The sequence below is a fragment of the Marinobacter bryozoorum genome (genome assembly GCF_023156245.1).
Lineage (GTDB): Bacteria > Pseudomonadota > Gammaproteobacteria > Pseudomonadales > Oleiphilaceae > Marinobacter > Marinobacter bryozoorum.
This window is the reverse complement of sequence record NZ_JAKZAH010000029.1, coordinates 22971-49047: the sequence shown is the minus strand read 5'-3', so window position 1 is coordinate 49047 and position 26077 is coordinate 22971. Positions and strand designations below refer to the sequence as shown.

23 protein-coding genes are annotated in these 26077 nt (G+C 64.0%); 13 read left to right on the top strand and 10 right to left on the bottom strand.

What is annotated here, in order from left to right:
• Positions 1-503 precede the first annotated feature (503 nt).
• The 7 genes from MLC59_RS14430 to xdhA are packed head-to-tail and all read right to left on the bottom strand — an operon-like array spanning position 504 to position 8611.
• On the bottom strand, positions 504-1697 hold the full coding sequence (locus tag MLC59_RS14430) for a urate hydroxylase PuuD (protein WP_248235443.1): 1194 nt from the start codon (positions 1695-1697) through the stop codon (positions 504-506).
• Between the two features lie 3 nt (positions 1698-1700).
• Complete coding sequence (guaD, locus tag MLC59_RS14425; RefSeq protein ID WP_248235441.1) at positions 1701-3089, bottom strand: guanine deaminase; 1389 nt, start codon at positions 3087-3089, stop codon at positions 1701-1703.
• On the bottom strand, positions 3089-3433 hold the full coding sequence (uraH, locus tag MLC59_RS14420; protein ID WP_041336269.1) for a hydroxyisourate hydrolase: 345 nt from the start codon (positions 3431-3433) through the stop codon (positions 3089-3091). The genes guaD and uraH overlap by 1 nt, the downstream gene beginning before the upstream one ends.
• The gene (gene uraD, locus MLC59_RS14415; protein ID WP_248235425.1) at positions 3430-3930 is read right to left on the bottom strand and encodes a 2-oxo-4-hydroxy-4-carboxy-5-ureidoimidazoline decarboxylase; all 501 of its coding nucleotides are present in this window, start codon (positions 3928-3930) and stop codon (positions 3430-3432) included. Before uraD ends, uraH begins: the two co-directional genes overlap by 4 nt.
• Positions 3920-4801 (bottom strand): xanthine dehydrogenase accessory protein XdhC, encoded by an 882-nt coding sequence (gene xdhC / locus MLC59_RS14410; RefSeq protein ID WP_248235413.1) that lies wholly within the window; start codon positions 4799-4801, stop codon positions 3920-3922. Before xdhC ends, uraD begins: the two co-directional genes overlap by 11 nt.
• On the bottom strand, positions 4801-7155 hold the full coding sequence (gene xdhB / locus MLC59_RS14405) for a xanthine dehydrogenase molybdopterin binding subunit (RefSeq protein ID WP_248235411.1): 2355 nt from the start codon (positions 7153-7155) through the stop codon (positions 4801-4803). Before xdhB ends, xdhC begins: the two co-directional genes overlap by 1 nt.
• Complete coding sequence (gene xdhA, locus MLC59_RS14400; RefSeq protein ID WP_248235408.1) at positions 7148-8611, bottom strand: xanthine dehydrogenase small subunit; 1464 nt, start codon at positions 8609-8611, stop codon at positions 7148-7150. Before xdhA ends, xdhB begins: the two co-directional genes overlap by 8 nt.
• A gap of 236 nt (positions 8612-8847) precedes the next feature.
• On the opposite strand from xdhA, the gene MLC59_RS14395 reads away from it, so the two are divergent.
• The 13 genes from MLC59_RS14395 (at position 8848) to MLC59_RS14335 (ending at position 22661) form a co-directional block, all read left to right on the top strand.
• Positions 8848-10383, top strand: a complete 1536-nt coding sequence (locus tag MLC59_RS14395; RefSeq protein WP_248235405.1) for an ABC transporter ATP-binding protein — start codon at positions 8848-8850, stop codon at positions 10381-10383.
• Positions 10370-11476 carry an ABC transporter permease gene (locus MLC59_RS14390; protein WP_248235395.1) on the top strand — a complete coding sequence of 369 codons (1107 nt, stop codon included), beginning with the start codon at positions 10370-10372 and terminating at the stop codon, positions 11474-11476. The genes MLC59_RS14395 and MLC59_RS14390 overlap by 14 nt, the downstream gene beginning before the upstream one ends.
• A 1-nt stretch (position 11477) precedes the next feature.
• Positions 11478-12398 carry an ABC transporter permease gene (locus MLC59_RS14385; protein WP_248235392.1) on the top strand — a complete coding sequence of 307 codons (921 nt, stop codon included), beginning with the start codon at positions 11478-11480 and terminating at the stop codon, positions 12396-12398.
• A gap of 62 nt (positions 12399-12460) precedes the next feature.
• The gene (locus tag MLC59_RS14380) at positions 12461-13237 is read left to right on the top strand and encodes an outer membrane protein OmpK (protein WP_041333930.1); all 777 of its coding nucleotides are present in this window, start codon (positions 12461-12463) and stop codon (positions 13235-13237) included.
• Between the two features lie 69 nt (positions 13238-13306).
• Entirely contained in the window at positions 13307-13990 is a 684-nt protein-coding gene (locus tag MLC59_RS14375; RefSeq protein ID WP_248235389.1) for a TetR/AcrR family transcriptional regulator, read from the top strand.
• The gene (gene puuE / locus MLC59_RS14370; protein WP_248235387.1) at positions 13987-14928 is read left to right on the top strand and encodes an allantoinase PuuE; all 942 of its coding nucleotides are present in this window, start codon (positions 13987-13989) and stop codon (positions 14926-14928) included. The genes MLC59_RS14375 and puuE overlap by 4 nt, the downstream gene beginning before the upstream one ends.
• Complete coding sequence (gene alc, locus MLC59_RS14365; protein WP_041333934.1) at positions 14925-15953, top strand: allantoicase; 1029 nt, start codon at positions 14925-14927, stop codon at positions 15951-15953. The genes puuE and alc overlap by 4 nt, the downstream gene beginning before the upstream one ends.
• A complete protein-coding gene (locus tag MLC59_RS14360; protein ID WP_041333935.1) occupies positions 15950-16453 on the top strand; it encodes an ureidoglycolate lyase in 504 nt (167 codons plus the stop codon). The genes alc and MLC59_RS14360 overlap by 4 nt, the downstream gene beginning before the upstream one ends.
• A gap of 111 nt (positions 16454-16564) precedes the next feature.
• Complete coding sequence (locus tag MLC59_RS14355) at positions 16565-17635, top strand: ABC transporter substrate-binding protein (RefSeq protein ID WP_248235366.1); 1071 nt, start codon at positions 16565-16567, stop codon at positions 17633-17635.
• An 8-nt stretch (positions 17636-17643) separates the two neighbouring features.
• Positions 17644-18477 carry an FAD binding domain-containing protein gene (locus MLC59_RS14350; protein WP_248235358.1) on the top strand — a complete coding sequence of 278 codons (834 nt, stop codon included), beginning with the start codon at positions 17644-17646 and terminating at the stop codon, positions 18475-18477.
• Positions 18467-20740 carry a xanthine dehydrogenase family protein molybdopterin-binding subunit gene (locus tag MLC59_RS14345; RefSeq protein WP_248235357.1) on the top strand — a complete coding sequence of 758 codons (2274 nt, stop codon included), beginning with the start codon at positions 18467-18469 and terminating at the stop codon, positions 20738-20740. Before MLC59_RS14350 ends, MLC59_RS14345 begins: the two co-directional genes overlap by 11 nt.
• The gene (locus MLC59_RS14340) at positions 20737-21279 is read left to right on the top strand and encodes a (2Fe-2S)-binding protein (RefSeq protein WP_082040541.1); all 543 of its coding nucleotides are present in this window, start codon (positions 20737-20739) and stop codon (positions 21277-21279) included. The genes MLC59_RS14345 and MLC59_RS14340 overlap by 4 nt, the downstream gene beginning before the upstream one ends.
• The gene (locus tag MLC59_RS14335; protein ID WP_248235348.1) at positions 21276-22661 is read left to right on the top strand and encodes an amidohydrolase family protein; all 1386 of its coding nucleotides are present in this window, start codon (positions 21276-21278) and stop codon (positions 22659-22661) included. The genes MLC59_RS14340 and MLC59_RS14335 overlap by 4 nt, the downstream gene beginning before the upstream one ends.
• 75 nt (positions 22662-22736) lie before the next feature.
• Here MLC59_RS14335 and MLC59_RS20040 read toward each other — a convergent pair whose 3' ends face one another.
• The 3 genes from MLC59_RS20040 to MLC59_RS14320 form a co-directional block, all read right to left on the bottom strand.
• Positions 22737-23630, bottom strand: a complete 894-nt coding sequence (locus MLC59_RS20040; RefSeq protein ID WP_345799783.1) for a rubredoxin — start codon at positions 23628-23630, stop codon at positions 22737-22739.
• On the bottom strand, positions 23627-24832 hold the full coding sequence (locus MLC59_RS14325; RefSeq protein ID WP_248235344.1) for an amidohydrolase/deacetylase family metallohydrolase: 1206 nt from the start codon (positions 24830-24832) through the stop codon (positions 23627-23629). The genes MLC59_RS20040 and MLC59_RS14325 overlap by 4 nt, the downstream gene beginning before the upstream one ends.
• A 262-nt stretch (positions 24833-25094) precedes the next feature.
• A complete protein-coding gene (locus MLC59_RS14320) occupies positions 25095-25826 on the bottom strand; it encodes a hypothetical protein (protein WP_248235343.1) in 732 nt (243 codons plus the stop codon).
• Positions 25827-26077 lie beyond the last annotated feature (251 nt).

The following is a 26077-nucleotide window of genomic DNA, read 5'->3' as shown; positions in this document are numbered from 1 at the left end:
CCTTCGCCACCGCGCCTAGCTCTCAAGGCTCTCAGTGGCTCAGTAGATCAGCGAATTAACCAAACGGGACACTAGCCCGGTTGCAGCAAGGGGCGCTTGGGTACCCGCGTCTGGCTGTCACCGTGTCTGTCCTGTGCCTGTTTGCCTGGCTGGGGCTGCGTGCCCGGAAGACTGCCGACGGCCCTTTGACTGCATAACTGTTCGCAACAGCCGGGGAGCGATGACCATCGGGCTCTCTTTCCTGGCTTCCGGCATGGGTGCATGGATCCTTTTTGCACCACCAGAAGTGGGTGCACTCGTTAGCCCGATCGCACGGGCCGGCTACGCACTTGGCGCTGCATTGCCGTTTATCGTATTCCCATGCTGGCCCCTTATTCTCGCAAGCACCTGCCCACTGCTGCTCAGTCTGTACAGGTGGGGGCATCCCCTTCTGGAGTGCGGTCAGCGTTGCCCTCACGCTTCTACTGGCTGTGAGGGCCGCCCTGCCGAACCTGCCTGGTGCCTCACTGGTTGCGCAACCACGTTCCCAACTGCCTCCGCTCTTCCTCCGTCATGCCCGTCATATTCCCTAACGGCATATAATGCGTATCCACCGCCGCCTGCCTGACCTTGCCGTTATGGTCGGCCAGCAGTGACAAATCATCCAGTTTGATCCCTGCCGGTGGGGACTGAAATCCGGGCTGGGTGGGTGTTTCTGCGTGGCAGGCTACGCAGTGGGTTTCCATGATCTGCGCCACCGTCTCGTCGCTGACGGCGGTGATGCCGGTGTTGGCGGATGTAGTCGGTGTGGGCGCGATTACCCAAATCAGAACCACGGTCATGGCCGCTGCGGCTACCAGGATCGATGGCCGGTTGATATCCCGGTGCCGCAGGTTGAAGTAATGTCGTGCAAAGGCGGTGATAAACCCGATGGCCGCCAGGATGGCCCAGCCATGGGGGTGGCCATATAGCATCGGGTAGTGGTTGCTGATCATGATGAAGATGATCGGCAGGGTCAGGTAGTTGTTGTGGGTGGAGCGCAGTTTGGCCAGGGCGGCCAGTCTGGCGACCTTCTCGTCTGGTTCCCTGCCGTCATTGAGTGCGTTCACCAGTGCCCATTGGGAAGGCACGATGCCGAGGAACACGTTGGCCACCATGATGGTGCCGATGACGGCCCCCACATGGATGTAGGCACCCCGGCCTGAGAACACCTGGAACAGCCCCCAGTCCACCAGCAGCAAGATGGCGAACAGCACCAGACCGAAGCCCTTGCCGTTGTGGGCCAGGGGACTGCGGATCAGTGCTTCGTAGATCGCCATCACCAGGGCCAGGGTACCCAGGCCGATGGCGACACCGGTGCCCAGGCTGATATCGGCTTTGGACGGGTCGATCAGGTAGCCCGGTGACCCCAGGTAGTAGACGATGAACAGCAGGGTCATGCCGCTCAGCCAGGTGGTGTAGGCCTCCCACTTGAACCAGTGCAGCTCTCGGGGCATTTCCCTTGGCCCCAGTTGGTACTTGGCCACTTCGTAGATGCCGCCGCCGTGGATGGCCCAGAGGTCGCCCTTGATGCCTTCCTGTTTCTTCCACTCCGGCGGTTCCCGCAGGTGGTTGTCCAGCCAGACAAAGTAGAAGGACGCGCCGATCCAGGCGACGCCGACAATCACATGAAACCAGCGGACCATCAGGCCAAGCCATTCGCTGAGGTATGCTTCCATCAATCAGGCTCCTTGGGTGGGGGATACGGGCGTCGGGGTGGTTGCGGTGGCGCCGTCGGATCTGCGATAGCGGATTTCGCCGGCCACGGCGGTGGCGACGATGGCCCGGTCGTCCCCCAGGATCATCAGGTTGAACAGGGTCTCTGCCAGGGTGTGGCTGTACGCCTGCTTCATGGTCAGGGCCGGTGAGGCGTTCTGGTCGAGCACCACGAAGTCGGCGTGGCGACCGGGCCGGAAGCTGCCGGTCTGCTCCGCCTGGTGCAGTACCCGGGCGTTACCCAGGGTGGCCAGGTAGAACGCCTGCCACGGTGTCAGGGTCTGGCCCCGCAGGCGGCAGACCTTGTAGGCCTCGGCCATGGTGGCCAGCATCGACAGGCTGGTGCCGCCGCCGACGTCTGAAGCCAGGCCCACGGTCACGCCCGCCTCCCGGGCGGTTCGGAAGTCGAACAGGCCGCTGCCCAGAAAGGTGTTGGAGGTGGGGCAGAAGGCGATGCGGGTGTCGGTTTCGGTCAGCCGCTGGCGGTCCCGGTCATCAATATGGATGCCATGGGCAAGCACCGTGCGATTCCCCAGCAGGCCGTAGTGGTCGTACACGTCCAGGTAGCTGTGGCGCTCCGGGAAGAGCTCGCTGATCCACCGGATCTCGCCGGTGTTCTCCGCCCAGTGGGTCTGGACCATGACGTCCGGGTGATCCGCGGCGAGCCGGCCGGCCAGGGTGAGTTGCTCCGGGGTGGAGGTTGCCGCAAAACGCGGGGTAATGGCATAGCGCTGGCGGCCCTGGCCGTGCCATTTCTGCAGCAGCGCCAGGCTATCGTCGTAGCTGCCCTGGGTGGTGTCGGTGAGGTTGTCCGGGGCGTGGCGGTCCATCATCACCTTGCCGGCGGTGAGGCCCATGCCACGGCTTTCGGCGGCTTGGAACAGGGCGTCCACCGAGGCGGGGTGGGAAGTACAGAACACCAGTCCGGAGGTGGTGCCGTGGGCCAGCAGCAGGTCGGTGAACCGTTGCGCCTCGGCCCGTGCCCAGTCGCCATCGCTGAAGCGGGCCTCGTGGGGGAAGGTGTAGGTCTCCAGCCAGTCCAGCAGTTGGGCGCCGTAGCTGGCCATCACCCCCAGTTGCGGCATGTGCACGTGGGTGTCGATAAAACCGGGCAGGATCAGGCCGCCCTGCCAGTCGGTGACCGGGGTGCCTGCGGGCAATTGCGGTAGCAGGTTTTCCGCCGAACCAGCCGCAAGCACCTGGCCGTTCAGCACTACCAGCAGGCCGTCACCGAAGTAGTCCAGGCTGCCATCTCTGGGATCCGGTTCGTTGCCGGGGTCGCCGAGGAAGTGGAGCAGGGCGCCCCGGTGGGCCTCGCAGCCAGCCGGGAACGCGGTGTGGGTTGTCCTGGTCATCAGCTCCCCCGGTAGGTCGAGTAGCCCCATTGGTTCAGCAGCAGCGGCACGTGGTAGTGGGCCTGCGGGTCTGACACCTGGAAGTTCAGGGTCACCTCCGGGTAGAAGGTGTCGAGGTTTTGCGCCTGGAACCAGGCACCGGTGTCGAACCGCAACCGGTAGTGGCCGGACTCGAGGGTGCTGGCGAACCACGACATCAGGCGACCATCGTCATCGGTGAAACCGTCGGCGATGGGTACGGCCCGGTCGTCGATCACCTGTTCCAGGGTGACGGCAACCCCGGCGGCGGGCTTGCCGCTGCCCAGGTTGAGGATGTGGGTGGTGATGGGACTCTTGTCGGTCATGCCAGTTTCTCCAGTCGTATCTCGGTGATCTTTGCCTGTTCCCGGGCGGCGTTCTTCAGTTCCATCTCGCGGCCGTTGGGCAGCCGCGCCTCCAGCAGGGCCAGCATCTCGTCGGCGGACTTGCCGGTGGCGCAGACGATGAAGATGAAGCCGAACTTGTCCAGGTAGGCGTCGTTGCCCTGCTTCAGGCGCTGGAGCACGTCTTCATCGGCGCCCCGGGCGCCGGCCTGCTCACCGCTGGCCAGGGCTTTCGTGCTGGCGTATTTCTTACGCAGGCTGTCCACGTCGCCGATCTGCGGGTGGGCCTCGAAGGCCTGCAGCCAGTCGTCCTCGGTGAGGATGGGCCAAAGGCGGTGGCATTGTTCCATCATCGCCTCGCGGCTGGTGTAGGGGCGGTTAATCACCATGCCCCAGACCCAGGGATCGGCGGCGCAGCAGTCCCGGAAGCGGGCTTCGGCCTGGTCCCGGGGCAGGGCGTTCAGTTCTTCAAGACTCATTCGAATTGCTCTCTCTGGATGACTGGCCGGTGTCGGGGTTCTGGATCAGGCCTTTCAGTTCCTTCCAGGGCAGGCCGCGGCGGGTGGCGGGCTGGTCCGCGCTGGCGGTCAGGCTCAGCAGTTCGGCGCTGATGGACACGGCCACCTCCATGGGGCGTTTGCCAGGTATATCAGAACGGCCCACCGGGCAGCGGATGCTGTCGATCTGGTCGGGGCTGAAGCCACGGTGCTCCAGCCGCTGGCGGAAGCGCTCCGCCTTGGTGTCGGAGCCGATCAGGCCGATGCCCGCGCAGTCTCCCGCCGTCAGCAGGGAGCGGCACAGGTCGAAATCCAGCTGGTGGTTATGGGTGAGGATCAGCACCTGTTTGCCGGTGCACAGGGCCGGGGCATCCCCCACCGGGTCATCGGTGTGGTGGATGCGCACATTGGCGGGCACCTCCACGGGAAACTGGTCGGCGCGCTCGTCCACCCAGGTAACCCGCCAGGGCAGGTCGCCGAGGATGTTGACCAGGGCCCGGGCCACGTGGCCGGCCCCGAAGATCACCAGTTCCTGCTCGCAGCCCGGATGAGCCTCGATCAATACCGACACGCTGCCGCCACAGCACTGGCCCAGGCTCGCACCCAGGGGAAAGTGGGCCAGCTCGCTGGTGTAGTCCTGCTTCGCCAGCCGCTCCCGGGCCTGCTGGCAGATGCGGTATTCCAGGTGGCCGCCGCCGATGGTGTCGTAGCTGTGTTCGCCCGTCACCACCATCTTGCTGGCGGGCTCCCGGGGTACCGAGCCGGTTACCCCCAGCACGGTGACCAGCACATAAGGTTCGCCCCGGTCCTCGCAGTGGGCCACGGCCTGGTACCAGTTCAGTCGCCGTTCCATCACGCGGTCTCCTTCTGTTGGTTCAGCCATTGCTGGCTGGCGGTGACGGCACCCAGCACCCGTTCCGGTGTGGCCGGGGTGTCCAGGGGCGGGCTGTAGCGGTAGTCGGTGACGCTGGCCACGGCATCCCGCAAGGCACTCCACACGGCGATACCCAGCATCAGCGGTGGTTCGCCCACGGCCTTGGAGTGGAACACGGTGGCCTCGCGGTTCGGGCTCTCCGGCAGCAGCGCCACCCGCAGGTCCGGCGGGCAGTCAGACACGGCGGGAATCTTGTAGGTAGCGGGGCCGGTGGTCAGCAGCCGGCCCTCATCGCTGTACACCAGTTCCTCAGTGGTCAACCAGCCCATGCCCTGCACGAAGCCGCCTTCGATCTGGCCGATGTCGATCTCCGGGTTCAGGGACCGGCCCACATCGTGGAGGATGTCGGTGCGCACCACCCGGTATTCCCCGGTGAGGGTGTCCACCACCACTTCGGAACAGGCGGCGCCATTGGCGTAGTAGAGGAACGGCCGGCCGGTGCCGGTCTCCGGGTCGTAATGGATTTTCGGGGTGGCGTAGAAGCCGGAGGACCACAGGGGAATGCGGCTCATGTAGGCGGCCTGGATGAAGGTTTCCCAGGGCACGGCGAGGCCGCCGATCATCACCTGGTTGTCGGAGAAGCTGATCTGCTCCGCCGGGGTCGACCAGTGCTGTGCGGCGAAGGCCACCAGCCCTTCGAGGATTTTCTCGCAGGCATCCAGCGCTGCCATGCCGTTCAGGTCAGAGCCTGAGGATGCCGCCGTGGGCGAGGTATTCGCCACCTTGTCGGTACGGGTGGCAGTCACTTTGACCCGTTCCAGGTCCACCTGGAAGGCGGAGGCCACCACCTGGGCAATCTTGATATACAGGCCCTGGCCCATCTCGGTGCCGCCGTGGTTCACCACGATGCTGCCGTCGGTGTAGATGTGCACCAGCGCTCCGGCCTGGTTCAGGTGCTTGGCGGTGAAGGAAATGCCGAACTTCACCGGCGTCAGCGCCAGGCCACGCTTGAGCACCGGGCTGGACCGGTTGTAGGCGGTGATTTCGGCGCGACGCTGGCGGTAATCGGAAGTTGTCTCCAGGGTGTCCATGAGCTGGGTCAGCACATGCTGCTCCACGGTCTGGCCGTAATGGGTGGTGTCACGCCCGGGTCGGTAGAGGTTGAGCTTGCGGATGTCCAGCGGGTCACGGCCCAGGTGCCGGGCGATGTCGTCCATGGCCTGTTCGATGATCATCATGCCCTGGGGCCCGCCAAAGCCCCGGAAGGCAGTATTGGACACCGTATGGGTCTTGCAGCGGTGGCCCACCACCCGGGCCTGGTCCAGGTAATAGGCGTTGTCGGCATGGAACATGGCCCGGTCGACAATGGCATCGGACAGGTCCGGGGAATAGCCGCAGCGCCCGGCCACCATGATGTCGGCGCCCTGGATCAGGCCGTCGTCGTCGAAACCGATGTCGTAGGTGTTGTAGAAGTCGTGGCGTTTGCCGGTCTGCACTATGTCGTCCGGGCGTGACAGCCGGTATTTCACCGGGCGCCCGGTAACGTTGGCAAGCAGCGCGGCGGTACAGGCCAGCGCGGCCGCCTGGGTTTCCTTGCCACCGAAGCCGCCGCCCATGCGGCGCACCTCCGCCTGCACCTCGTGGATGGGCAGGCCCAACACTTCCGCCACCAGCTTCTGCACCTCCGACGGATGTTGGCTGGAGGTGTGCACGAACATGCCACCGTCCTCGGTGGGCTCCACCAGGCAGGCCTGGCCTTCCAGATAGAAATGCTCCTGGCCGCCCACGTGCTGCTCGCCTTTCAGGCGATTGGGCGCTTCCGCCAAGGCCTGGTCGGGCTCACCCCGTTGCTGGGTATGGCTGGGGCGCACAAACAGCTGTTGCTCAAGGGCCTGTTCCACAGTGACCACGGCATGCAGGGGCTGGTATTCCACCTTCGCCAGTTGAGCGGCCTTGCGGGCGGCCTCGTGACTGGTGGCGGCCACGGCGAAGAGGGGCTGGCCGATGTGTTCCACAATGTCGTCCGCCAGCACCAGGTCACCGGGGAACACCGGGCCGATATCCAGATGGCCGGGCACGTCCTTCGCGGTAATCACGGCCACCACGCCGGGGTAGGCCCGCACGGCCTCAAGGTCCATGGACAGGATGCGGGCGTGGGCCTGTTCGCTGTGGCCTACGGCGGCGTGGAGCAGGGCCTCCGGCATGGGCAGGTCATCGATGTAGCGGGCCTGGCCACTGACATGCTTCCAGGCGCTGTCGTGCTTGGCGCTGTGGCCGGCCAGGCCGCGGGCGCTGTGGGCCGGCGTCGGGGTGTTCAGGGGCAGTTTACGCATAGTCGGTCACCATCAGTGTCTCGCTGGTGTTGGCGTCTGAGGCCAGCAGGGCCCGGCGCAGCAGGTTGCCGGCCACCTGCAGGCGGTAGGCGGCGGAGGCGCGCACGTCGGTCATGGGCGTGAAATCGTCGGCCAGCGCGATGATCGCGGCTGCAACGCTGTCTTCATTCCAGGGCCGGCCTTTCAGGGCGGCTTCGGCTTTCGGGGCGCGGGCCGGGGTGGCGGCCATGCCACCGAAGGCCAGCCGGCAATCCGCCACCACGCCGTCCTCTACAGTCAGGCGGAAGGCGCCCAGCACCGCGGAGATATCGTCGTCCAGGCGCTTGGAGACCTTGTAGATGTAAAGCTGCTCGTTGGCCCGGGGGACCGGCACCCGTACCGAGTGCACGAACTCACCGGGTTTCAGGTCGGTCTGCTTGTAGCCGTGGAAGAAGTCCTCCAGGGGCAGCCGTCGGTCGCCGTCCGGGCCGTCCAGCACCAGGGTGGCATCCAGGGCGATCAGGGGCGGGGGCATATCACCGATGGGGGAGGCGTTGGCAATGTTGCCGCCGAGGGTGCCCCGGTTGCGGATCTGCAGGGAGCCCAGGCGTTCCACCATCGGGTCAAACGCCGGCCACAGTGCTGATAGTGGTCCACGGAATTGCTGATAGGTGGCGGCGGCGCCGATGACCAGTTCATCCCCTTCCTGTGTGCAGCCTTTCAGTTCATCGACCCGTTCCACGCTGATCAGGTGCGGCAGTGCCTTCAGTTGCTGGGTGATTTCCAGGGCCAGGTCGGTGCTGCCAGCCACCAGCCGGGAGTCGGGGAAGTTACGGCGCAGCTCCCGCAGCTCGGCCAGGGTGGCGGGGGCGTCGTATCGGAGACCGTCCGTCGTGCCGGACGAGACGCTGCCACCCGGAATGCCCGACAGTTCGGGTCTGGCGCTCGTGCCACACAGGCTGGCGGCGGGGTGGGATGGCTCCGGTGTCCACTCCTGCACCAGGGCCTGGCGCCCAGCCTCGATGATGGGCCGGTAACCGGTGCAGCGGCACAGGTTACCGGACAGGGCTTCCAGTAACCGGTGATCGTCCGGGGTTGGGCCCTCCTTATTGGCATGGAAGGCGACCAGCGACATAACGATGCCTGGCGTACAAAACCCGCACTGGGCGCCGTGCTTCTCCATCATCGAGCGTTGCACCGGGTGGCCCGGCTCCTGCTGAAAGGCCTCAACCGTGATCAGCTCCTTGCCATGCAGTCCGCCCACCAGGCTGATGCAGCTGTTGATGGCCTCGTACCGAATGTTGCCCTGCGGGTCAGGGGTTCCGGTGATCACGGTGCAGGCACCGCAGTCACCGGAGGCACAGCCCTCTTTGGTGCCGGTGAGTCGCATTTTGGTGCGCAACCATTCCAGGATGCTCAAATTTGGGTCGACCTGGTCAACTTTTTCAGTTCGACCGTTCAGAACAAATTCAATCACGGCTCTCTCCGCTTGCAGGCTATTTGCGGTTTTTCACGGCTACCTGCTTTCTATTACAGACAGGCATTCCGCTGCTTATAGGCCGGTTTCTGCAAAAATCTGACCAATTGGTTCATTTAGCGGTTTTTCGGGTTTCGTTAACTATTGGCAAGCATATTGCTAACCCCTCAAATGTTGATTGGTTGGTCAGTTTATGTATTGGCCAGGCCGGAATGGGTAACGAGAAGAGGCTGTGTATGACTGCGGCACTGCGCCTGAAACTGGAAAACATCGTCAAGGAATACCCGGGGTGTCGGGCAAACGATGGTATCGATCTGACGGTGGGCGCCGGGGAGATTCATGCACTGCTGGGGGAGAACGGTGCCGGTAAGAGCACCCTGATGAAGGTGATCTACGGGGTGGTGCAGCCGGACGAGGGGCGCATGATCTGGAATGGCCACCCGGTCACGGTTGACAGTCCGGCCCGGGCCCGGGAGATGGGTATTGGCATGGTGTTCCAGCACTTCTCCCTGTTCGAGACCCTCACCGTGGCAGAAAACATTGCGCTGGGACTGCCCGCTGACGAGGCCCGTGACCGACGCAAGCTGGACCAGCGTATCCGTGAGGTATCCGGGCGTTATGGCATGGCGCTGGACCCCCGGCGCTATGTCAGCACCCTGTCGGTGGGCGAACGCCAGCGGGTGGAAATTGTCCGTTGCCTGATCCAGGAGAGCACATTGCTGATACTGGACGAGCCTACCTCGGTGCTGACCCCGCAGGAAGTGACCGCACTGTTTGCCACCCTCCGGCAGCTCTCGAGCGAGGGCTGCAGCATCCTGTTTATCAGTCACAAGCTGGAAGAGGTGCGCAGCCTGTGCCACAACGCCACCGTTCTGCGTCAGGGGAAAGTCAGCGGTGGTTGCCGGCCTGGTGAGGTCTCTGCGGTGGATATTGCGCGCCTGATGGTGGGCGATGACACACCCATTTCCACTCAGGTTTCTGCTGCACAGGCCGGCGATGTGTTGCTGGGTGTCCGCAACCTTGGTTGCAAAAGGCGGGACCCCTTCGGTACCAGCCTCACGGATGTGAGCTTTGAACTGCGTCAGGGAGAGATCGTCGGTATTGCCGGGGTTGCCGGTAATGGCCAGGACGAATTGCTCAAGGCCCTGTCGGGGGAAATCCGCCCGGACCGGGGAAGCATGGACCTCGATAGCATGAGGATGAATGCCCTGTCTCCGGCGCAGCGTCGCAAACTGGGTGTTGCCGTTGTACCGGAGGAGCGCCTGGGCCGGGGTGCGGTACCGGGGATGTCCCTGGCGCAGAATGCCCTGCTGACCGCCTCCGGGCAGGACCTGGTGGACCGCGGCATTATCCGTTTCGGCCGGGTGCGCGCGTTCTCCCGCGAGGTGATCCGACGCTTTGGTGTGCGCTGTACCGGCGAGGACAGCACCGCCGCGAGTCTGTCCGGGGGCAACCTGCAAAAATATATTATCGGCCGGGAGGCGCTGCAGAATCCGCGTCTGCTGGTAGCGTCCCATCCCACCTGGGGCGTGGACGTGGGCTCGGCGGTTGCCATCCATGAAGCACTGGTGAAGCTGCGGGATGAGGGTGCATCGATCCTGCTGATCTCCGAAGACCTGGATGAGCTGTTCCAGCTTTGCAGTCGAATCGGCGCCCTCTGCGAAGGCCGCCTGTCGCCACTGGCGTGTACTGCGGAGCTGAGCATCGAACAGCTGGGTGAGTGGATGGCGGGTGGGTTCGACAGCGGGGAGGCTTCCCATGCTGCTGCTTGAACGTCGCCCCGTTGATTCCTCACTGATGCGCTGGGCCTCCCCGGTGCTGGCCCTGGTGCTGACGGTGATCACCGGTTTCGTGCTGTTCCTGGCCATGGGCAAGGACCCGGTGGAAGGGCTGACCTTCTTCTTTATCACCCCGATCAGCGACCTGATCGGCCTGGCGGAACTGGGCCTGAAAATGGCACCCCTGCTGCTGTGTGCGGCGGGCCTGACCGTCTGTTATCGCGCCAAGCTGTGGAACATCGGCGCCGAGGGGCATTTCCTGATGGGTGCCCTGGGGGCCAGTGCGGTGGCGGTTCAGCTGGTGGACGCGTCCGGTGTCTGGGTGCTGCCAGTCGTGCTGGTGGCGGGCGTCCTGGCGGGCATGCTGTGGGCGGCGATTGCCGCGGGTCTGAAGACCCACCTGCACTGCAATGAAATCCTGACCACCATCATGCTCAACTACATTGCCCTGAACCTGCTGCTGTATGCGGTTCACGGTCCCCTAAAGGACCCCTACGGCTTTGGCTTTCCGCAATCGGTCATGTTTGGTGAGTCTGCGCTGCTGCCAGACCTGATTCCCGGTACCCGTCTCCATCTGGGGCTGGCGTTTGGCCTGCTCGCGGCGGTAAGTGTGTGGGTACTGTTTGCACGCAGTTTTATCGGTTTCCAGCTCAATGTGATCGGCCAGGATCACCGTGCCGCTGCCTTCGCCGGCTTTGGCGCCCGCCGCCTGACCTGGTTCGCCTTCCTGGTCGGTGGTGCCACCGCTGGCCTGGCCGGTGCCTCGGAAGTCACCGGCCCGATCGGCCAGCTGGTCCCCCAGGTGTCCCCGGGCTACGGCTATACCGCGATCATCGTGGTGTTCCTCGGCCGGATGCATGCCCTGGGCATCATTGCCGCCAGTGCCCTGCTGGCACTGACCTTTATCGGCGGTGAGATGCTGCAGATCGCCATGAACATGCCCAAGGCCGTTACCGGGTTATTCCAGGGTCTGCTGCTGTTCTACCTGCTGACCTGCGATGCCTTTATCCATTACCGGATACGCCTCCGTGCGCCAGTCCGCAAACCCACTCGTGTAGCAGCACCAGCTGCCACCCAGGAGGCCTGAGATGGAGCTGCTGACCAACATTCTGGCGGCTATGGTGGTGGCGGGCACTCCGCTGCTGCTAGTAGCCCTGGGCGAACTGATCTGCGAGCGCTCAGGCGTTCTCAACCTGGGGCAGGAGGGCATGATGCTGATGGGCGCCGTAGCCGGTTTCGTGGTGGCGTTGACTACCGGCAGCCTGGCCGTGGCGGTGTTCGCTGCGGTGTTCGCCGGCATCGGCATGGCCCTGTTATTCGCTTTTATGGCCGTTACACTGGCCGCCAACCAGTACGCCGCGGGCCTGGCCCTGACCATCTTTGGCACCGGCTTGAGTGCCTTCGTGGGCGCCGGGTTTGTAGGGGAGTCCATTAATGGTTTCGAACGGGTAGCGATTCCCCTGCTCAGTGACATTCCGGTGATCGGGCGCGTGCTGTTCCACCAGGACCTGCTGGTATATTTCTCACTGGTGGCCTTTGCCGGGATCTGGCTGTTCCTGCACCACAGCCGTGGCGGCCTACTGCTGCGCGCTGTCGGTGAGGATCCCGAAGCCGCCAATGCCAATGGCCTCAAGGTGCTGGTAGTCCGCTACCTGGCGGTGGCTTTCGGCGGCGGCATGGCCGGACTGGCCGGCGCCTACCTGTCACTGGCCTATACCCCCATGTGGACCGAGAACATGACCGCCGGCCGCGGCTGGATCGCCCTGGCGTTGGTGGTCTTCGCAACCTGGCGACCGGAGCGGGTGCTGATAGGCGCCTGGCTGTTCGGCGCCGCCAGCATCCTGCACCTGGTGCTGCAGGGCCTGGGCTGGCGGGCCTCCACGGAGCTGCTGGCGATGCTGCCCTATGTGGTCACCATCCTGATGTTGATTCTGCTCTCCTTCGACCCGGTTCGTACCCGGCTAAACACACCGCTTTCACTCGGCCAGCCCTACCGGCCCAGCCACTAACAATAACCATCACCCGTTTGCCAACGATGACTCAAAAAGAACGTAACCAGAGAGGTTCAACCATGAATGCATTTCGTAAAACGCTGATCGCTGGCTGTGTTGCTGCAGCTTCCTTTGCACCTGCGGCCCATGCCGAGAAATTCTTCGGCGGGTCCAGTATTTCCATCCTACACAGTAACCAGTACCAGGGTGTGGAGTTCGACGCCGGCGGTGACGGTGGCATGGAATACGAAGCGACCTATATGACCTTCGAGAATGCTACTGCCCACGACTGGGGCGGCACCTTCTTCTTCATTGACCGGGATCAGCCCCAGGGGGACCTGGAAGGCACCGACGAAGTCTACGGTGAATTCGCACCCACGCTCAGTGGCAGCTGGCTGACCGGGCAGAACCTGTCCTTCGGTCCGGTCAAGGATGTGGTGCTGGCGGGCCAGTACGAATTTGGTGGCGGTACCGAAGTCAATAACTACATGGCCGGCTTTGGCCTGGCCTGGGACCTGCCCGGCTTCAATTACTTCAACACCGCGTTCTACTACGTGAACAACAGTGAGGTCGCCGATGACTGGCAGACGACCGTTACGTGGGCGGTACCTTTCAATGTCGGTCCGGCGCTGTTTCTGGTGGACGGCTATATCGACTGGTCCACCTCGGCGAGCGACCATGAGTCGGAATTTCAGTTCACCCCGCAGATCAAACTGGATGTGGGCAATTTCATGGGCAGCCCGGGCAAGCTCTACGCCGGCGTTGAGTACCAGTACTGGAACAACAAGTTCGGTCTGGACGATACCCTGATCGACACGCAGAGCTCTGTGAGTGCATTGGTAAAATTCCACTTTTGATCCGTCACGGGAGTCCGGCAGAATCATTCTGTCGGACTCCTGAACAAATGGACAACAAGTGAGAAGCCAATGACCAAGCAACCAGTCGCAGACGCTCCCTCCCGTATCGGGCACCCCGGTAATGGCCGCAAGTACCGCCCGGGGCGGATCCGGGAGCGAAACAGGGAAAAGATCCTGCAGGCTGCGGAGCAGGAATTTGCACAGCATGGCTACAAGGGCGCCACGATCCAGAACATTGCGGAGCGGGCGGGTTTGCCCAAATCCAACGTGCTGTATTACTTCAGCAACAAGAAGCGAATGTACAGCGCCATGTTCGATGACATCCTGGCGCGCTGGAACAAGGTGTTCACGGATATCCGCCCCGAAGACGATCCGGCGGTGGCACTGTCCACCTTCATCCGGACCAAGGTGGAGATGTCGCGGCGCTACCCATTGGCTTCCCGGTTGTTCGCCATGGAGATCATCCAGGGTGCGCCGTTCCTGCTGGATCACCTGCGTACCAACATGCGGGAGTGGGTGCGCGGTCGTGCCGAGGTCATGCAGCAGTGGATCAACGACGGCCGCATGGCCCCGGTGGACCCTGTACAACTGATTTTCCTGATCTGGTCCTCCACACAACACTACGCCGACTTCCAGGTACAGATCCTGATGGTGGAAAACAAGGCCGAGTATGAGAAGCGCGACTTCGACCATGCGGCCGATTTCCTCGTCGAGGTGATCCTGCGGGGGTGCGGTCTGGAAAAACCGACATGAATCAATGCAACCCTTATCCGAGGGACATGCGGGGCTATGGCAGGAATCCTCCCCATGCCCAATGGCCGGGCAACGCCCGGGTCGCCGTCCAGTTTGTGCTCAACTACGAGGAGGGCGGCGAGAACTGCGTGCTCCACGGTGATGAGTATTCCGAGACCTTCCTGTCCGACATCATTGGCGCTGAGGCCTATCGCGACCGACATATGAGCATGGAGTCGCTGTATGAATACGGCTCCCGCGCCGGGGTCTGGCGCATCCTGAGGGAATTCCGCAAGCGGAAGCTGCCGCTGACGATCTTTGGTGTCACCATGGCCATGGCCCGTAATCCGGAGGCGGTAAAGGCCTTTATCGACGACGGGCACGAGATCGCCTGTCATGGCATGCGCTGGATCCATTACCAAGACATGAGCGAGTCCGAAGAACTCCGCTATATGGAGTTGGCAATCGAACAGCACACCCGGTTGACCGGCAAGCCGCCACTGGGCTGGTATACCGGTCGCGACAGCCCCAACACCCGCCGACTGGTGGTGGAGCAGGGCGGCTTTGAGTACGACAGCGACTATTACGGCGACGACCTGCCGTTCTGGACCACGGTGACCACCCGTGACGGCGCCGACGAACCGCACCTCGTCGTGCCCTATACCCTGGAAGCCAACGACATGCGTTTCTGCGCGCCCCAGGGATTCAATTCTGGTGAGCAGTTCTTCCAGTACCTGAAGGACAGTTTTGATGTGCTTTACGAGGAAGGCGCGGAATCCCCGAAAATGATGTCAGTGGGTCTTCACTGCCGCGTAATCGGCCGTCCCGGTCGCTTCCGTGCACTTCAGCGTTTCCTCGACCATATTCAACAGCATGAGCAGGTGTGGGTGTGCCGGCGAATCGATATCGCCCGCCACTGGAAACAGGTGCACCCCTATCACCCCGGAGACAACGAATGACTGATGCCGTAGTGGCCCCCATAGTCGAGGGGCCCGACTTTACCCGCCAGGGCCTGAACCTGGCGGATGGCAGCCTGGGCGCGGAAGTGGTCCAGGTGACCGACGAATTCTTCGGCCCCCGGGACCGTATGCTGAACCCGGAGCAGCCGGTGTTCTACCCGGACCGCTACGACGACCACGGCAAGTGGATGGACGGCTGGGAAACTCGCCGTCGACGCACCACCGGCCACGACTGGTGCATCGTGCGCCTGGCGATTCCTGGCGTGCTGATGGGGGTGGATTTCGATACCAGCTTCTTCACCGGCAACTTTCCCCCGGCGGCGTCCCTGGAGGCCTGCTTCAGCCCGGCTGGGGAGCCGGACGAAAACAGCGACTGGCAGCCACTGGTGCCGGCCACGGAACTGAAGGGCAACGACCACCGTTTCTGCGGGATCGCCTCCGACCAGCCCTTCACCCATGTGCGGGTGCAGATCTATCCGGATGGCGGCCTGGCCCGGCTGCGGGTCTACGGTAAGCCGTTCTGTGACTGGTCCACCCTAGCAGCCAGTGAATCCGTCAACCTGCTGGCCCTGGAACATGGCGGCGATCAGGTGGACCAGGCCTGGAGCGACGCCCACTATGGCGAGCCCCGCAAACTGTTGCGTCCGGGTCGGGGCATCAATATGGGCGACGGCTGGGAAACCCGCCGCCGCCGTGAACCGGGCAACGACTGGTGCATCCTGGCCCTGGGCCACAAGGGTATTGCCGAGCGTATCGAGGTGGACACCGCTCACTTCAAGGGCAATTTCCCGGCTGGCTGCTCAATCCAGGCCGCCTGTGTCCAGGAGGGCGCGGCGACACCCCAGTCCCTGATCACCCAGAGCATGTTCTGGCACACACTGATGGAGGAGCAGCCGCTGACCGCGGACAGCATCCACGAATTCAGTGAGCTGAACGACTTGGGGCCGATCACCCATATCCGCTTCAACATGATTCCGGATGGCGGTGTCAGCCGGGTACGACTGTTCGGGAAGCCGGTGTCATGACCATGCCCCGGGAGATCTTCGCGGAGCCCCTGACCCGGGAGGCGTTCGCCCGCTTTGGTGAGGTGATCGATACCGATGGTGCCGACGCGTTCCTTATCAACCAGGGCCGCACCGAACGGTTCCACGCCCTGGCCGGTGTGGAGCTGCTGGGCGATGATCCCCGGGCCATCCTGTCGATCTTCCGGGGGCAGCCCCTGGAACCTCTGCTGATCACCCTGATGGAGCGCCACCCCCTGGGCAGCCAGGCGTTCGTGCCCCTCAGCAGCCAGCCCTTCCTGGCGGTGGTGGCGCCGCCGGGGGAATTCGACGAATCCGCCATCCGGGTGTTCCTGGCCCGGGGCGACCAGGGCCTGAGCTACCGCGCCGGCACCTGGCACGCGCCGTTACTCCCCCTGGAAGCGGATGCCGACTACCTGGTGGTGGACCGCCAGGGGCCGGGTGGCAACTGTGATGAAACCCTGTTGGTGACACCGGTGCAACCGTTACTGCCAACGTCCTGATCCCTGCCAATGCCATATAGCCTCCCTCTAACAACAAAAACAGGGAACTCGAAAGTGGGCACCTGCCAACCGGCCGGTTAGCCCTTGTGACTGTGTGCAAGGAGAGAGTGTATGACTAGCAAGACAGCTTCAGATGTAGCCCGCGATGGTCGGCCGGGCTGGATAGCGGGCCTGGTCCTGGCAGCAGGTTTGACACTGTCATCGGTGCCAGCCTGGTCGGCGGATCTCGAGAAGGTGACCTTCCGCACCAACTGGTTCCCGCAGGCGGAACATGGCGGCTGGTATCACGCCGTCTCCCAGGGCACCTATGAGGATTACGGTCTGGACGTGGACATGGAGCCGGGTGGTCCGCAGGTGAATAACATCCAGCTGCTGCTGGGCGGGCGTGCCGATTTCGTGATGCTCCATTCCAGTGGCCAGATCCTGACCGCCCTGGAAGAGGGCCTGCCGCTGGTAGCGCTGGCCGCGTTCTATCAGAAGGACCCGCAGATCATCATGAGTCACCCGGGCGTTGGCAATGACAGCCTGGAGGACTTCAAAGGCAAGCCGATTCTACTGTCCCAGGACGCCCACCAGTCGTTCTGGCCCTGGCTGAAACAGAAGTACGGCTACACCGACGACCAGGTGCGCCCCTACACCTTCCAGATGGGGCCGTTCATCGCGGATCCCGAGGTGATCCAGCAGGCCTACGTCACCTCCGAGACTTTCGTGGTGAAGGAGGCGGGCATTGACCCCAACGTGTTCCTGCTGTCGGACCATGGCTGGCGGTCCTACTCCACCATGATCGTGACCACCCGCGAGACCCTGGAGGAGCGGCCGGAAGTGGCACGCAAGTTCGTGGAAGCAACCATCGAAGGCTGGTACCAGTACCTGCAGGACCCGCAGGCCACCAACGAGTACATCAACGAGCTCAACGAGAACCAGACTCCGGCGCAGCTTGCCCACTCCCTGCGGGAAATGGATGAGAGGGGCATCGTGCTTTCCGGCGATGCCCTCACCGATGGCATCGGCATCATGACCGATGAGCGGTGGCAGGCGATCCATGAGCAACTGGTAGGCCTGGGGCTGGTCGATGACTCCGTTGATCCGACGCAGGGCTATACCACGGAGTTCGTGGGCACCGAGGCGATCCACGACATCATGGCCCGGTATCCGGATGTGTCCGGTGTTGAAGGGGACTGAGTGTCGCCATGCAATCTGATGTGACCGTGCAACCTGAAGTGGCTGGGCGGGGTGGGGTCCGGGTCCTGCGTCCGGAGTTTCCCCGCGAGGCCGTCGCCATGGCCCGGCGTTTCGGTGGCACCTACATCGCCGGTGCCAGCTGGCTGCAGCCGGTCTGGGAACGGCGCCAGAGCAGGCCTTCCTACCTGGTGGCCCTGGATCCCGGCTGGCCGGGGTTCCGGGGTATTGAGCAGGACGAGGGCGGGCTCACCATTGGTGCGCTGACGACGCTGGATGAGCTGGCCAGCCATCCGCTGGTTCACGAACACCTGCCTGGCCTGGGGACCTTGCTGGACCAGGTGGCGGGGCCGGGGGTGCGTCGGCTGGGAACGGTGGGGGGCAATCTGTGCGCCGGGGGCGACCTGTCGGCCCTGTTCCTGGCCCTGGATGCCCGGCTTCACCTCGTCGGCCATCATGACCCGAAAGGTGAAAGCCTGGTGGTGTGGGACGCGGCGGACGCCGGTTTCGATCTGATCCAGTCGGTCACCCTGCCCGACGCCAGCCCATGGCGTATTGCAGTGGACAAGCTGGGCCATCGCGAGCGCTTCAGCCCCACCCGGGCAACGGTAGCCTCTGTCCATGATGGAGATCGGCTGCGGCTGGCGGTGAGTGGCGAAGGCGGGCCGGGCCGACTGTCCATCAGCGAGGCGGCATTGAACGATGGCCATTCACTGTCCGGGGCGGACCGAATCCATATCCTGGACACCGAGCTGGAATTCCGTGGCTGGCGGGATCCGACCCTGCGTCTGGCCATCCAGCGAATGGTGGATTACCTGCTGGCGGAGGTGGGCCATGTCCTCTGATACCCCCGGGAGGATTGTCACTCTCGACGCCGATGCCCCCGACGGCGGCTGTCCGTCGCCGGAGCTTTATCGCCGCATCGAAGGCCGACTGGGCTATCCCACCGACCTTTTTGATACCCCCGGGCTGTTGCAGGGGGCGATCCTGCGCAGTGAGCACGCCCATGCCCGGCTCCTGCGGGTCGACACCTCCCGGGCCAGGACCATGCCAGGCGTGCGCGCGGTGGTTACCGCCGACGATGTGCCCGGGCTCAACCGGTTTGGCATCGTGGTACGGGACCAGCCGGTGTTCTGCGAGGACCGGGTTCGCTACGAGGGTGATGCCATCGCCGCCGTGGCGGCGGATACGCTGGCCCAGGCCCGGGCCGCATTGGCGGCCATCGAGGTGGACTATGAACCATTGTCCCTGGTGACGGACGCGACGACGGCGGAGCAGCAGGTGCCGCTCCATGAGGGTGGCAACCTGCTGACACAGGAGACTTTCCACCGTGGTGATCCGGAGCAGGCCTTTGCCGCCTGTGCGGTCGTGGTGGAACACGATTACCGGACGCCCCGGCAGATGCATGCCTTTATGGAAACCGAGGGCGGCATCGCCATACCCGATGACGCCGTTGGTGTGCACTTCCGGGTGGGCTGCCAGTCCGGTCACCGGGATGCGGAACAGCTGGCCGACATCCTGGCACTGGCGCCCGGGCAGGTGACCGTGGAAGCCATGGCCACCGGCGGTGCTTTTGGTGGCAAGGACGAACTGACGGTGCAGCCGGCGGCGGGCATCCTGGCCTTGAAAACCGGCTGTCCGGTGATGATCCATCTGGACCGTTTCGAGTCCTGCCGAGCGGGCATGAAGCGACATCCCGTGACGGTGAGGATGACCACCGGTTGCGATGCGGACGGGCGGCTGCTGGCCCATCGGGTGGAGGCGGTGCTGGACACCGGCGCCTACGCCAGCCTCGGTCCGGCGGTACTGGAGAACTTCCTCGACCACGCCACCGCACCACTGTACCGGATCGGTGCCTATTCGGTGTCCGGGCGGCTGGTCTACACCAATAACGGCGTCTGCGGCGCTTTCCGGGGATTCGGCGGCAACCAGGCCACCTTCGCCGTGGAATCGCAGTTGGACGCCCTCGCCCGGGAACTGAACCTGTGCCCCCGGGAACTGCGGCGCATCAACCTGCGGTCGGTAGATGAACCCGGCAGCCGCCATCAGCCCGTACGCTGGACGGCCCCACCCGTCGAGGTGCTGCGGCAGGCGCAGGCATCGCCCTTGTGGTCACCGGAGAAGGGTTCCCGGGGGCGCTGGCTGACGGGTACCGGCATGGCCATGGGGGCCCAGGGCAACGGGCTTGGCGACGGCCTGCCGGATGCTGGTGGTGGCCGTATCTCCCTGAGCCGTGAGGGCCGTGTCCGGGTCGAATTCGGATTCTCCGACTACGGCCAGAGCATTGGCGAGGCCATCACCCATTCCGTATGTGAGGTATTGGGCTGCCAGGGGAGTGACGTGGAGGTGATGCTGGGACATTCCCGGGGGCCAGATTCCGGGCCCACCAGCGCCTCACGCAGTTCGGTGCTGGTCCACGGCGTACTGAACAGGATGCTGCCCCAGTGGATGGAGGCGGTAAGGCGCCAGGCCGCCGAACTGACCGGTTATCCCGGGGATGACCTGGCCCACGGCCCCGGAGGTGTCTTCCACCAGGGCCGCCAGGTGCTCAGCTACCGGGAACTGGCGGAGCATGGGCGGCGGGAAGCGATGGTGGCCGATGCCAGTCAGGATTTCCCCGTGGCGCCGGACCAGGACCACCCGGTGGGACGATACCTGCAGCTACAGATTGCCACCGTGGCCAGGGTGAGGGTGGACCGCCTGACCGGTCGTGTCAGGGTGACCGATCTCCACCACATCACCGCCGCCGGCCGGGTGATCTATCCGCCCGGTTATCTTGGACAGATTGAGGGAGCGGCGGTCATGGGCCTTGGTATGACGCTGACCGAGGACATGCCGGCGGAGGATGGCCGTCTGCGGCGGGACAACCTGGACCAATATCTGATCCCCACCTTCCATGACGCGCCGGCGCAACGGGTTGATGTGCTGGACGGGACCCCCGAGAACGATCCGTTCCCGGTGCGGGGCGTGGGCGAGCTGGGCATTGAAGCCGTCGCGCCGGCCATCACCGCGGCCATCGAAGCCGCGACGGGCGTCCGCATACGAACGCTGCCGGTTGAACCGGGCGTTCTGCTGACGGCCATCCATGCCCGGGAGGTGGTGTCATGAATGATCTGTACAGGGCTTCGGAACCCGTCACCTTTGAACTGAACGGGGAAACGGTCACCCGCTCGGTACCCGCCGCCACGCCGCTGCTGGATCTGCTCAGGGAGGACGGGCAGTGTACCTCCGTGCGCCCCGGCTGCCGTATCGGTCGTTGTGGTGCCTGTAACGTGCTGATGGACGGGCAGGCAATGCCGGCCTGCCTGATTATGGCCTGGCAGTTACCCGGGCGCCGGATTGAAACCGTGGAAGGCCTGGGCGGTGACCCTGACTTCCTGAGGGTGCGCCAGGCGCTGGTGGAAGAGAGCGCCCTGCAGTGTGGTTATTGCACCCCCGGCTTCGCACTGTCTCTGGTGTCGGGGTTGCGGGAGCGGCGCCAGGGCAACCCGGTGGACCTGGGCGAGGCCATCGCCGGCAACCTCTGCCGCTGCACCGGTTACGGCGGCCTGAAGCGGGCCGTGGAAAAGCATCTGAGCCCCTGCTCATCGACGAGTTCCGATGGCGGGACCGTCAGCAAAAAACAGATTTCAGGAGAACCAGAATGACCGCAACACCCGCCGGCAATCGCCGGACCCTATTGTGCGCTGACGCCGTGCTACCCATGACCCCGGGCGATCCGGTGATCACCGACGGCGCCGTGCTGGTCAGCGGTGACACCATCGAGGCCGTGGGCCCGCGGTCGCAGCTGGAACAGCAGGCCCCGGATGCGGAGAGTCGGGAATACGGGCGCGCCGTGCTGATGCCCGGCCTGATCAATACCCACAGCCATTCCGGCCTGCTGCGGGGCACCGCCGAGGAGCTGCCGGTATGGGAGTGGCTGCAGCAATACATTGACCCCATGCACCGGGTGCTCAGGCCGGACGAGGCAGAGACGGCGTCCTGGCTGTGCTACGCCGAGAGCCTGCTGGCCGGCACCACCACATCGGTGGATATGTGGCGCTATATGGCGGGTTCCGCCCGGGCCGCTGAACAACTGGGCAACCGTGTGGTGATGGTGCCCTACGTGGGTGAGGCCGAAGGCCATGACTACTTTGACACCCTGGACGACAACGAACGACTGCTGGACCAGTGGCACGGCGGTGCCGGTGGACGGGTCCAGGTCTGGGTCGGGCTGGAGCATCAGTCCTACGCTACGCCTGCGGCCTGTCGCCGGGCGGTGGCGCTGAGCCATCACTTCCAGACCGGGCTTCATACCCATTCCAACGAGGCCGAGATTGAACGGGCGGAATCGCTGCGGCTCCATGGTATCAGCCCGATCCGCGCCCTGGAGAAACTGGGCCTGCTGTCGCCGGAGCGGGTGCTGCTGGCCCACTGCGTGTGGCTGGACGATGACGAAATCCGGGCGCTGGCGGATTACAACGTGGGCGTGGCCCATAACCCCTGCAGCAACATGAAACTGGCCAGCGGCTCGGCACCGGTGGAGGCCATGATCGAGGCCGGCATCGCAGTGGGTATCGGCACCGACGGTGAGAAGGAGAACAACAACCTCGACATGTTCGAGGAGATGAAGTTTGCCTCCCTGCTGGCCAAGTTGCGCAACATGGATGCCTCGGCCTGGCGCTCCTGGGATGTGCTGCGGGCGGCGACCATCGAAGGCGCCCGGGCCCTGGGTATGGCGCACCAGATCGGCTCCCTGGAGCCGGGCAAGCAGGCGGATATCATTGCCGTGAAGGCGGATACGCCGAGGATGACGCCGTTTATTCCGTCCGGGCCGCTCCAGAACCTGCACTACAACCTGGTGCATTCCACCCTGGGTGGTGATGTGGCCATGACCATGGTGGCCGGCAGGATCGTGACTGAAAACCAGGTGCTGCTCAGCGGTGACCTGCCGGCCTATATCGATGAAGCGAACGCTGCGGCCGTGCGATTGCTGACACGTCGGGATGATTGGCTGGCCAGTCAGAAAGAAGTCACTTCACTGGCATGAAGGCCGGTGGGGGAAGTGGTCGGTGGAGGAAAATGATGATGCGGAGGGCGCCGGGGCCCTCCGAGGTTGTCTGAATCAGACGGACAGCAGGACGAAATCCTCCTTGGTCACCAAACACTCCGGGCACATCCAGTCATCCGGGATGTCCTCGAAGGCGGTGCCGGGAGGAATGCCGGAGTCCGGGTCACCCACGGCCTCGTCATAGATCCACCCGCACACCTGGCAGACCCACTGGAGGGATTGGCCGGTGTCTGCCGCCTTGCCCGGCGCAGGGCTGGTATCGTTGGCGGCCGCTTCTTCCCGCACCTGCTGAAGCCGGCGTTCGAAGGCCAGCCGGCCCTTCTGTTCCAGCTCGAAGGCCGTCATCACCCGGTCCCGCACGCGGGCCTGCCGGTCGGCGGTGGTGGCGTAACGGTGCACGGCCATCCGCCCCAGGGATACGTGGAACTTCTCGTCAGGAATGATCTTCTCCAGCACCGCCCGGGTACTGTCCGGCACCCGGGGCAGCAGGCCGTCGAAGGCATCCATGGCGCCCAGTTCCCCGGTGATGTTATGGGCGGCCACCCGTTCCAGGGTGTCGTCGCCGGCGGCGTAGAACTCGCTCACCCAGGCCACCCATTCCGGTTCCGGTGTCCAGCCCTCCATGTTGGTGCCGAGGGACTCCAGGTGGGACAGGATTAGCTGGTAGTGCTTGCCTTCATCGGCCACCTGCCGACAGAGCCCGACGAACACTTCCGGCTCCGGCGTATCCCGGAGCCAGGAGCCGATGAAACCGGCGGCTTCCTGCTCGTACCAGCACTGGAATTTCAGCCATTCGATCAGTTCGGCCCGTTCCAGGGGCTGGTAACCGCCAAAGCTCTTTTCCGCCTCGGAGAGGGCATCCCGGCGGCTTTCGAGCGTGCTGACCAGGTTCTGGTAGAAGGTCTTCGGGTCTTCTGCGGACTGTGTTTCCGCTGCTGCCGTGCTCATACCGCCTCCTTCATCTCTGCCAGAAGGGCCTTCTGATCGTGGACAGCATCGTGCCACTGGCCGTTACGCAGGCAGCCTACGGCCCGCAAACGGCGGTCAGCGGTGATCTCCTCATGGCCATCGGAGAGGATGCAGGAACCTTCCTCCATATCCAGCACGCTGACCTCGGCGGCCCGGCCGGGCGTCAGGGTTCCATACTGGTCTTCGCGGTTGATGGCTTTTGCCGCGTTGATCGTGTTCATGGCGATAACCTGATCCAGGGGCACATCCAGCGCCCAGAGCTTGGACATGGTGGTGGACAGGGAATGCACGGGTCCGTCCACGTTGAACACGTTCAGGTCCGTGGAAATGGTGTTGGGCATGTAGCCCCGTTCGATCAGGCGCCGGGCGGTGCGGAAGTGGAAATCGCCGGCAGAGTGGCCGATGTCCATCAGCACGCCGCGGTTGTAGGCATCGGTAAACGCTGTTGTCGGTTCGCCCCTGGCGTCCAGTTGGCCACCACCGCCCCGGCAGGCGTGGGTGATGATGTCGCCCTTGCGTAGCTGGTACAGCAGTTTTTCCGTTTCCAGCACCGGCGTGTGGGGGAAGGACCCCAGGTGGATCATGATGGGCAGGTCCGGGGCGATCTGGTGGGCGGCCTCCAGGAAAGGTGAACGGTCCGGGTTGTCGGTAATCGTGGGTCGTACCTTGAAGCCGACGATGACGTCCCGGTGGGCGTCAACCACGTCCTTTGCGGCCTCGATGTCGATGTTGCGCTCGTCATCGGCGATGCGCAGGTAGTGGCAGATAAAGGTCTTGTTGGCCAGGTAGATCTGGGACGGGTCCATCAGGGCGAAGATCCTGGTTTTGGTGTCCGGGTGATCGATGATCCCTTTGCGGGCCAGGCCGAAGATGGTGGTACTGGTGGTGCCTGCATCCACGATAATGGGCACGCCGGAGTCCACTCCCATCAGGTCCGTGGGCAGGCAGAAATCTCCCAGGCCGGTAAAGCAGTGGGTGTGGATATCGATCAGGCCGGGAGTGACCAGCTTGCCGGTAACGTCTTTGACCTGGGCATCGGGATAGCGGGTGCCGGCATCCGGCCCTACTTCCAGTATGGTATCGCCCCGGGTGACCACATCAGCGATGTCGTCGGTTCCGTTGGCCGGGTCGATTACCCGGCCACCCTTGAGTACAAGAATGGCATCTTGAGCGGAAGGCATAGCATTCCTCCGGTATTTCACGAGAACCGTACGCCACCGCGGCGTTATGACAGAGGAATGTCATCTTGACTCAGGAGTCTGATCCAGGAGGTTCTCTCGGCCCGGAAATTCCCTGAACGGAATTTAGCAGGATACATGCCAGGGCGGCACCAGACCGCCGTTGTGGCGGTTTATCGCCTGATGACGGACCACCTGTGTGGCCCGTTGAGGTGCAGTAATCCCCGTTGTGACGGCTATCGGTGCATCGATAAGACGACGGGAATCAGGAGACGTGGCCACCGGCGGCCAGACCATCATCGATAGCGTCATTGGCGGCTGACTGCTGACGGATTGCGCGGATACGCCGGTCCAGTGCCAGCCGGCCCTTCTGCTCCCGTTCGAAGGCGCGCATCACCCTGGCATGGGTTTGGGCCTGGGCGTCCAGGGTTGTGGCGTACCGGTTCGCCACCATGCGACCCAGGGTAGCGTGCAACCCACTGTCCGGGCGCAGTTGCTCCAGCACCGCATGGGTATCCTCGGACAGTGTTGACATCAGCCCACCTGGCACTTCCATGGCGCCGGGCGCACCGGCCAGATTATGGGCGATGATCCGCTCCAGGGTGTCTGAACCGCTGGCGTGGAACTCGCTGGCCCAGTTCACCCACTCCGGTTCCGGCGACCAGTCCGCCATTGAGGTGCCCAGGGTGTCCAGGTGGGCGAGCAATCGCCGATAGTGGCGCCCCGCCTCGGCCAGCTGTCTGCGCAGGGCCGTGAGAATGTCGGGCTGGGGCACGTGATCGAGCCAGGAATCGATGATGTCCGTTTCCTGCCGACGGTACCAGCACTGGAACCGGAGCCATTCCACCAGTTCCTCCCAGGCGAGCGGTTGGCGTCCGTTGACGGTGTTGGAGGACCCGATAAGGGCGTCCCGGCGGGCGGTCAGGGTCATGGCCAGGTCGTCGTAGAAGACGGTTGGGTCCTTGGCCGGCCGTGGCCTGAGTGTCGCGGTGATCATGCAGCCTCCTTTTGGTAACCCCTGGCTGGCGGGGCTTTGGGGGTCAATGGGTGTTTACAGCGGTTTTGCACGATGCGTGCCACGAATTGTTGGCGTTTTGTTATCCCCCTTAAATGATGAGCATACGGTCAGGTAAACTGAATCGTTGTGGTGCGCGGATTTGGCGGGTGATCGTTAACGGTGCGCTATTACCTGGCGCTGGCCTCATTGATGGGCGCAGGAATCAGGAGTCTGGGCGACGGATGGCCGTG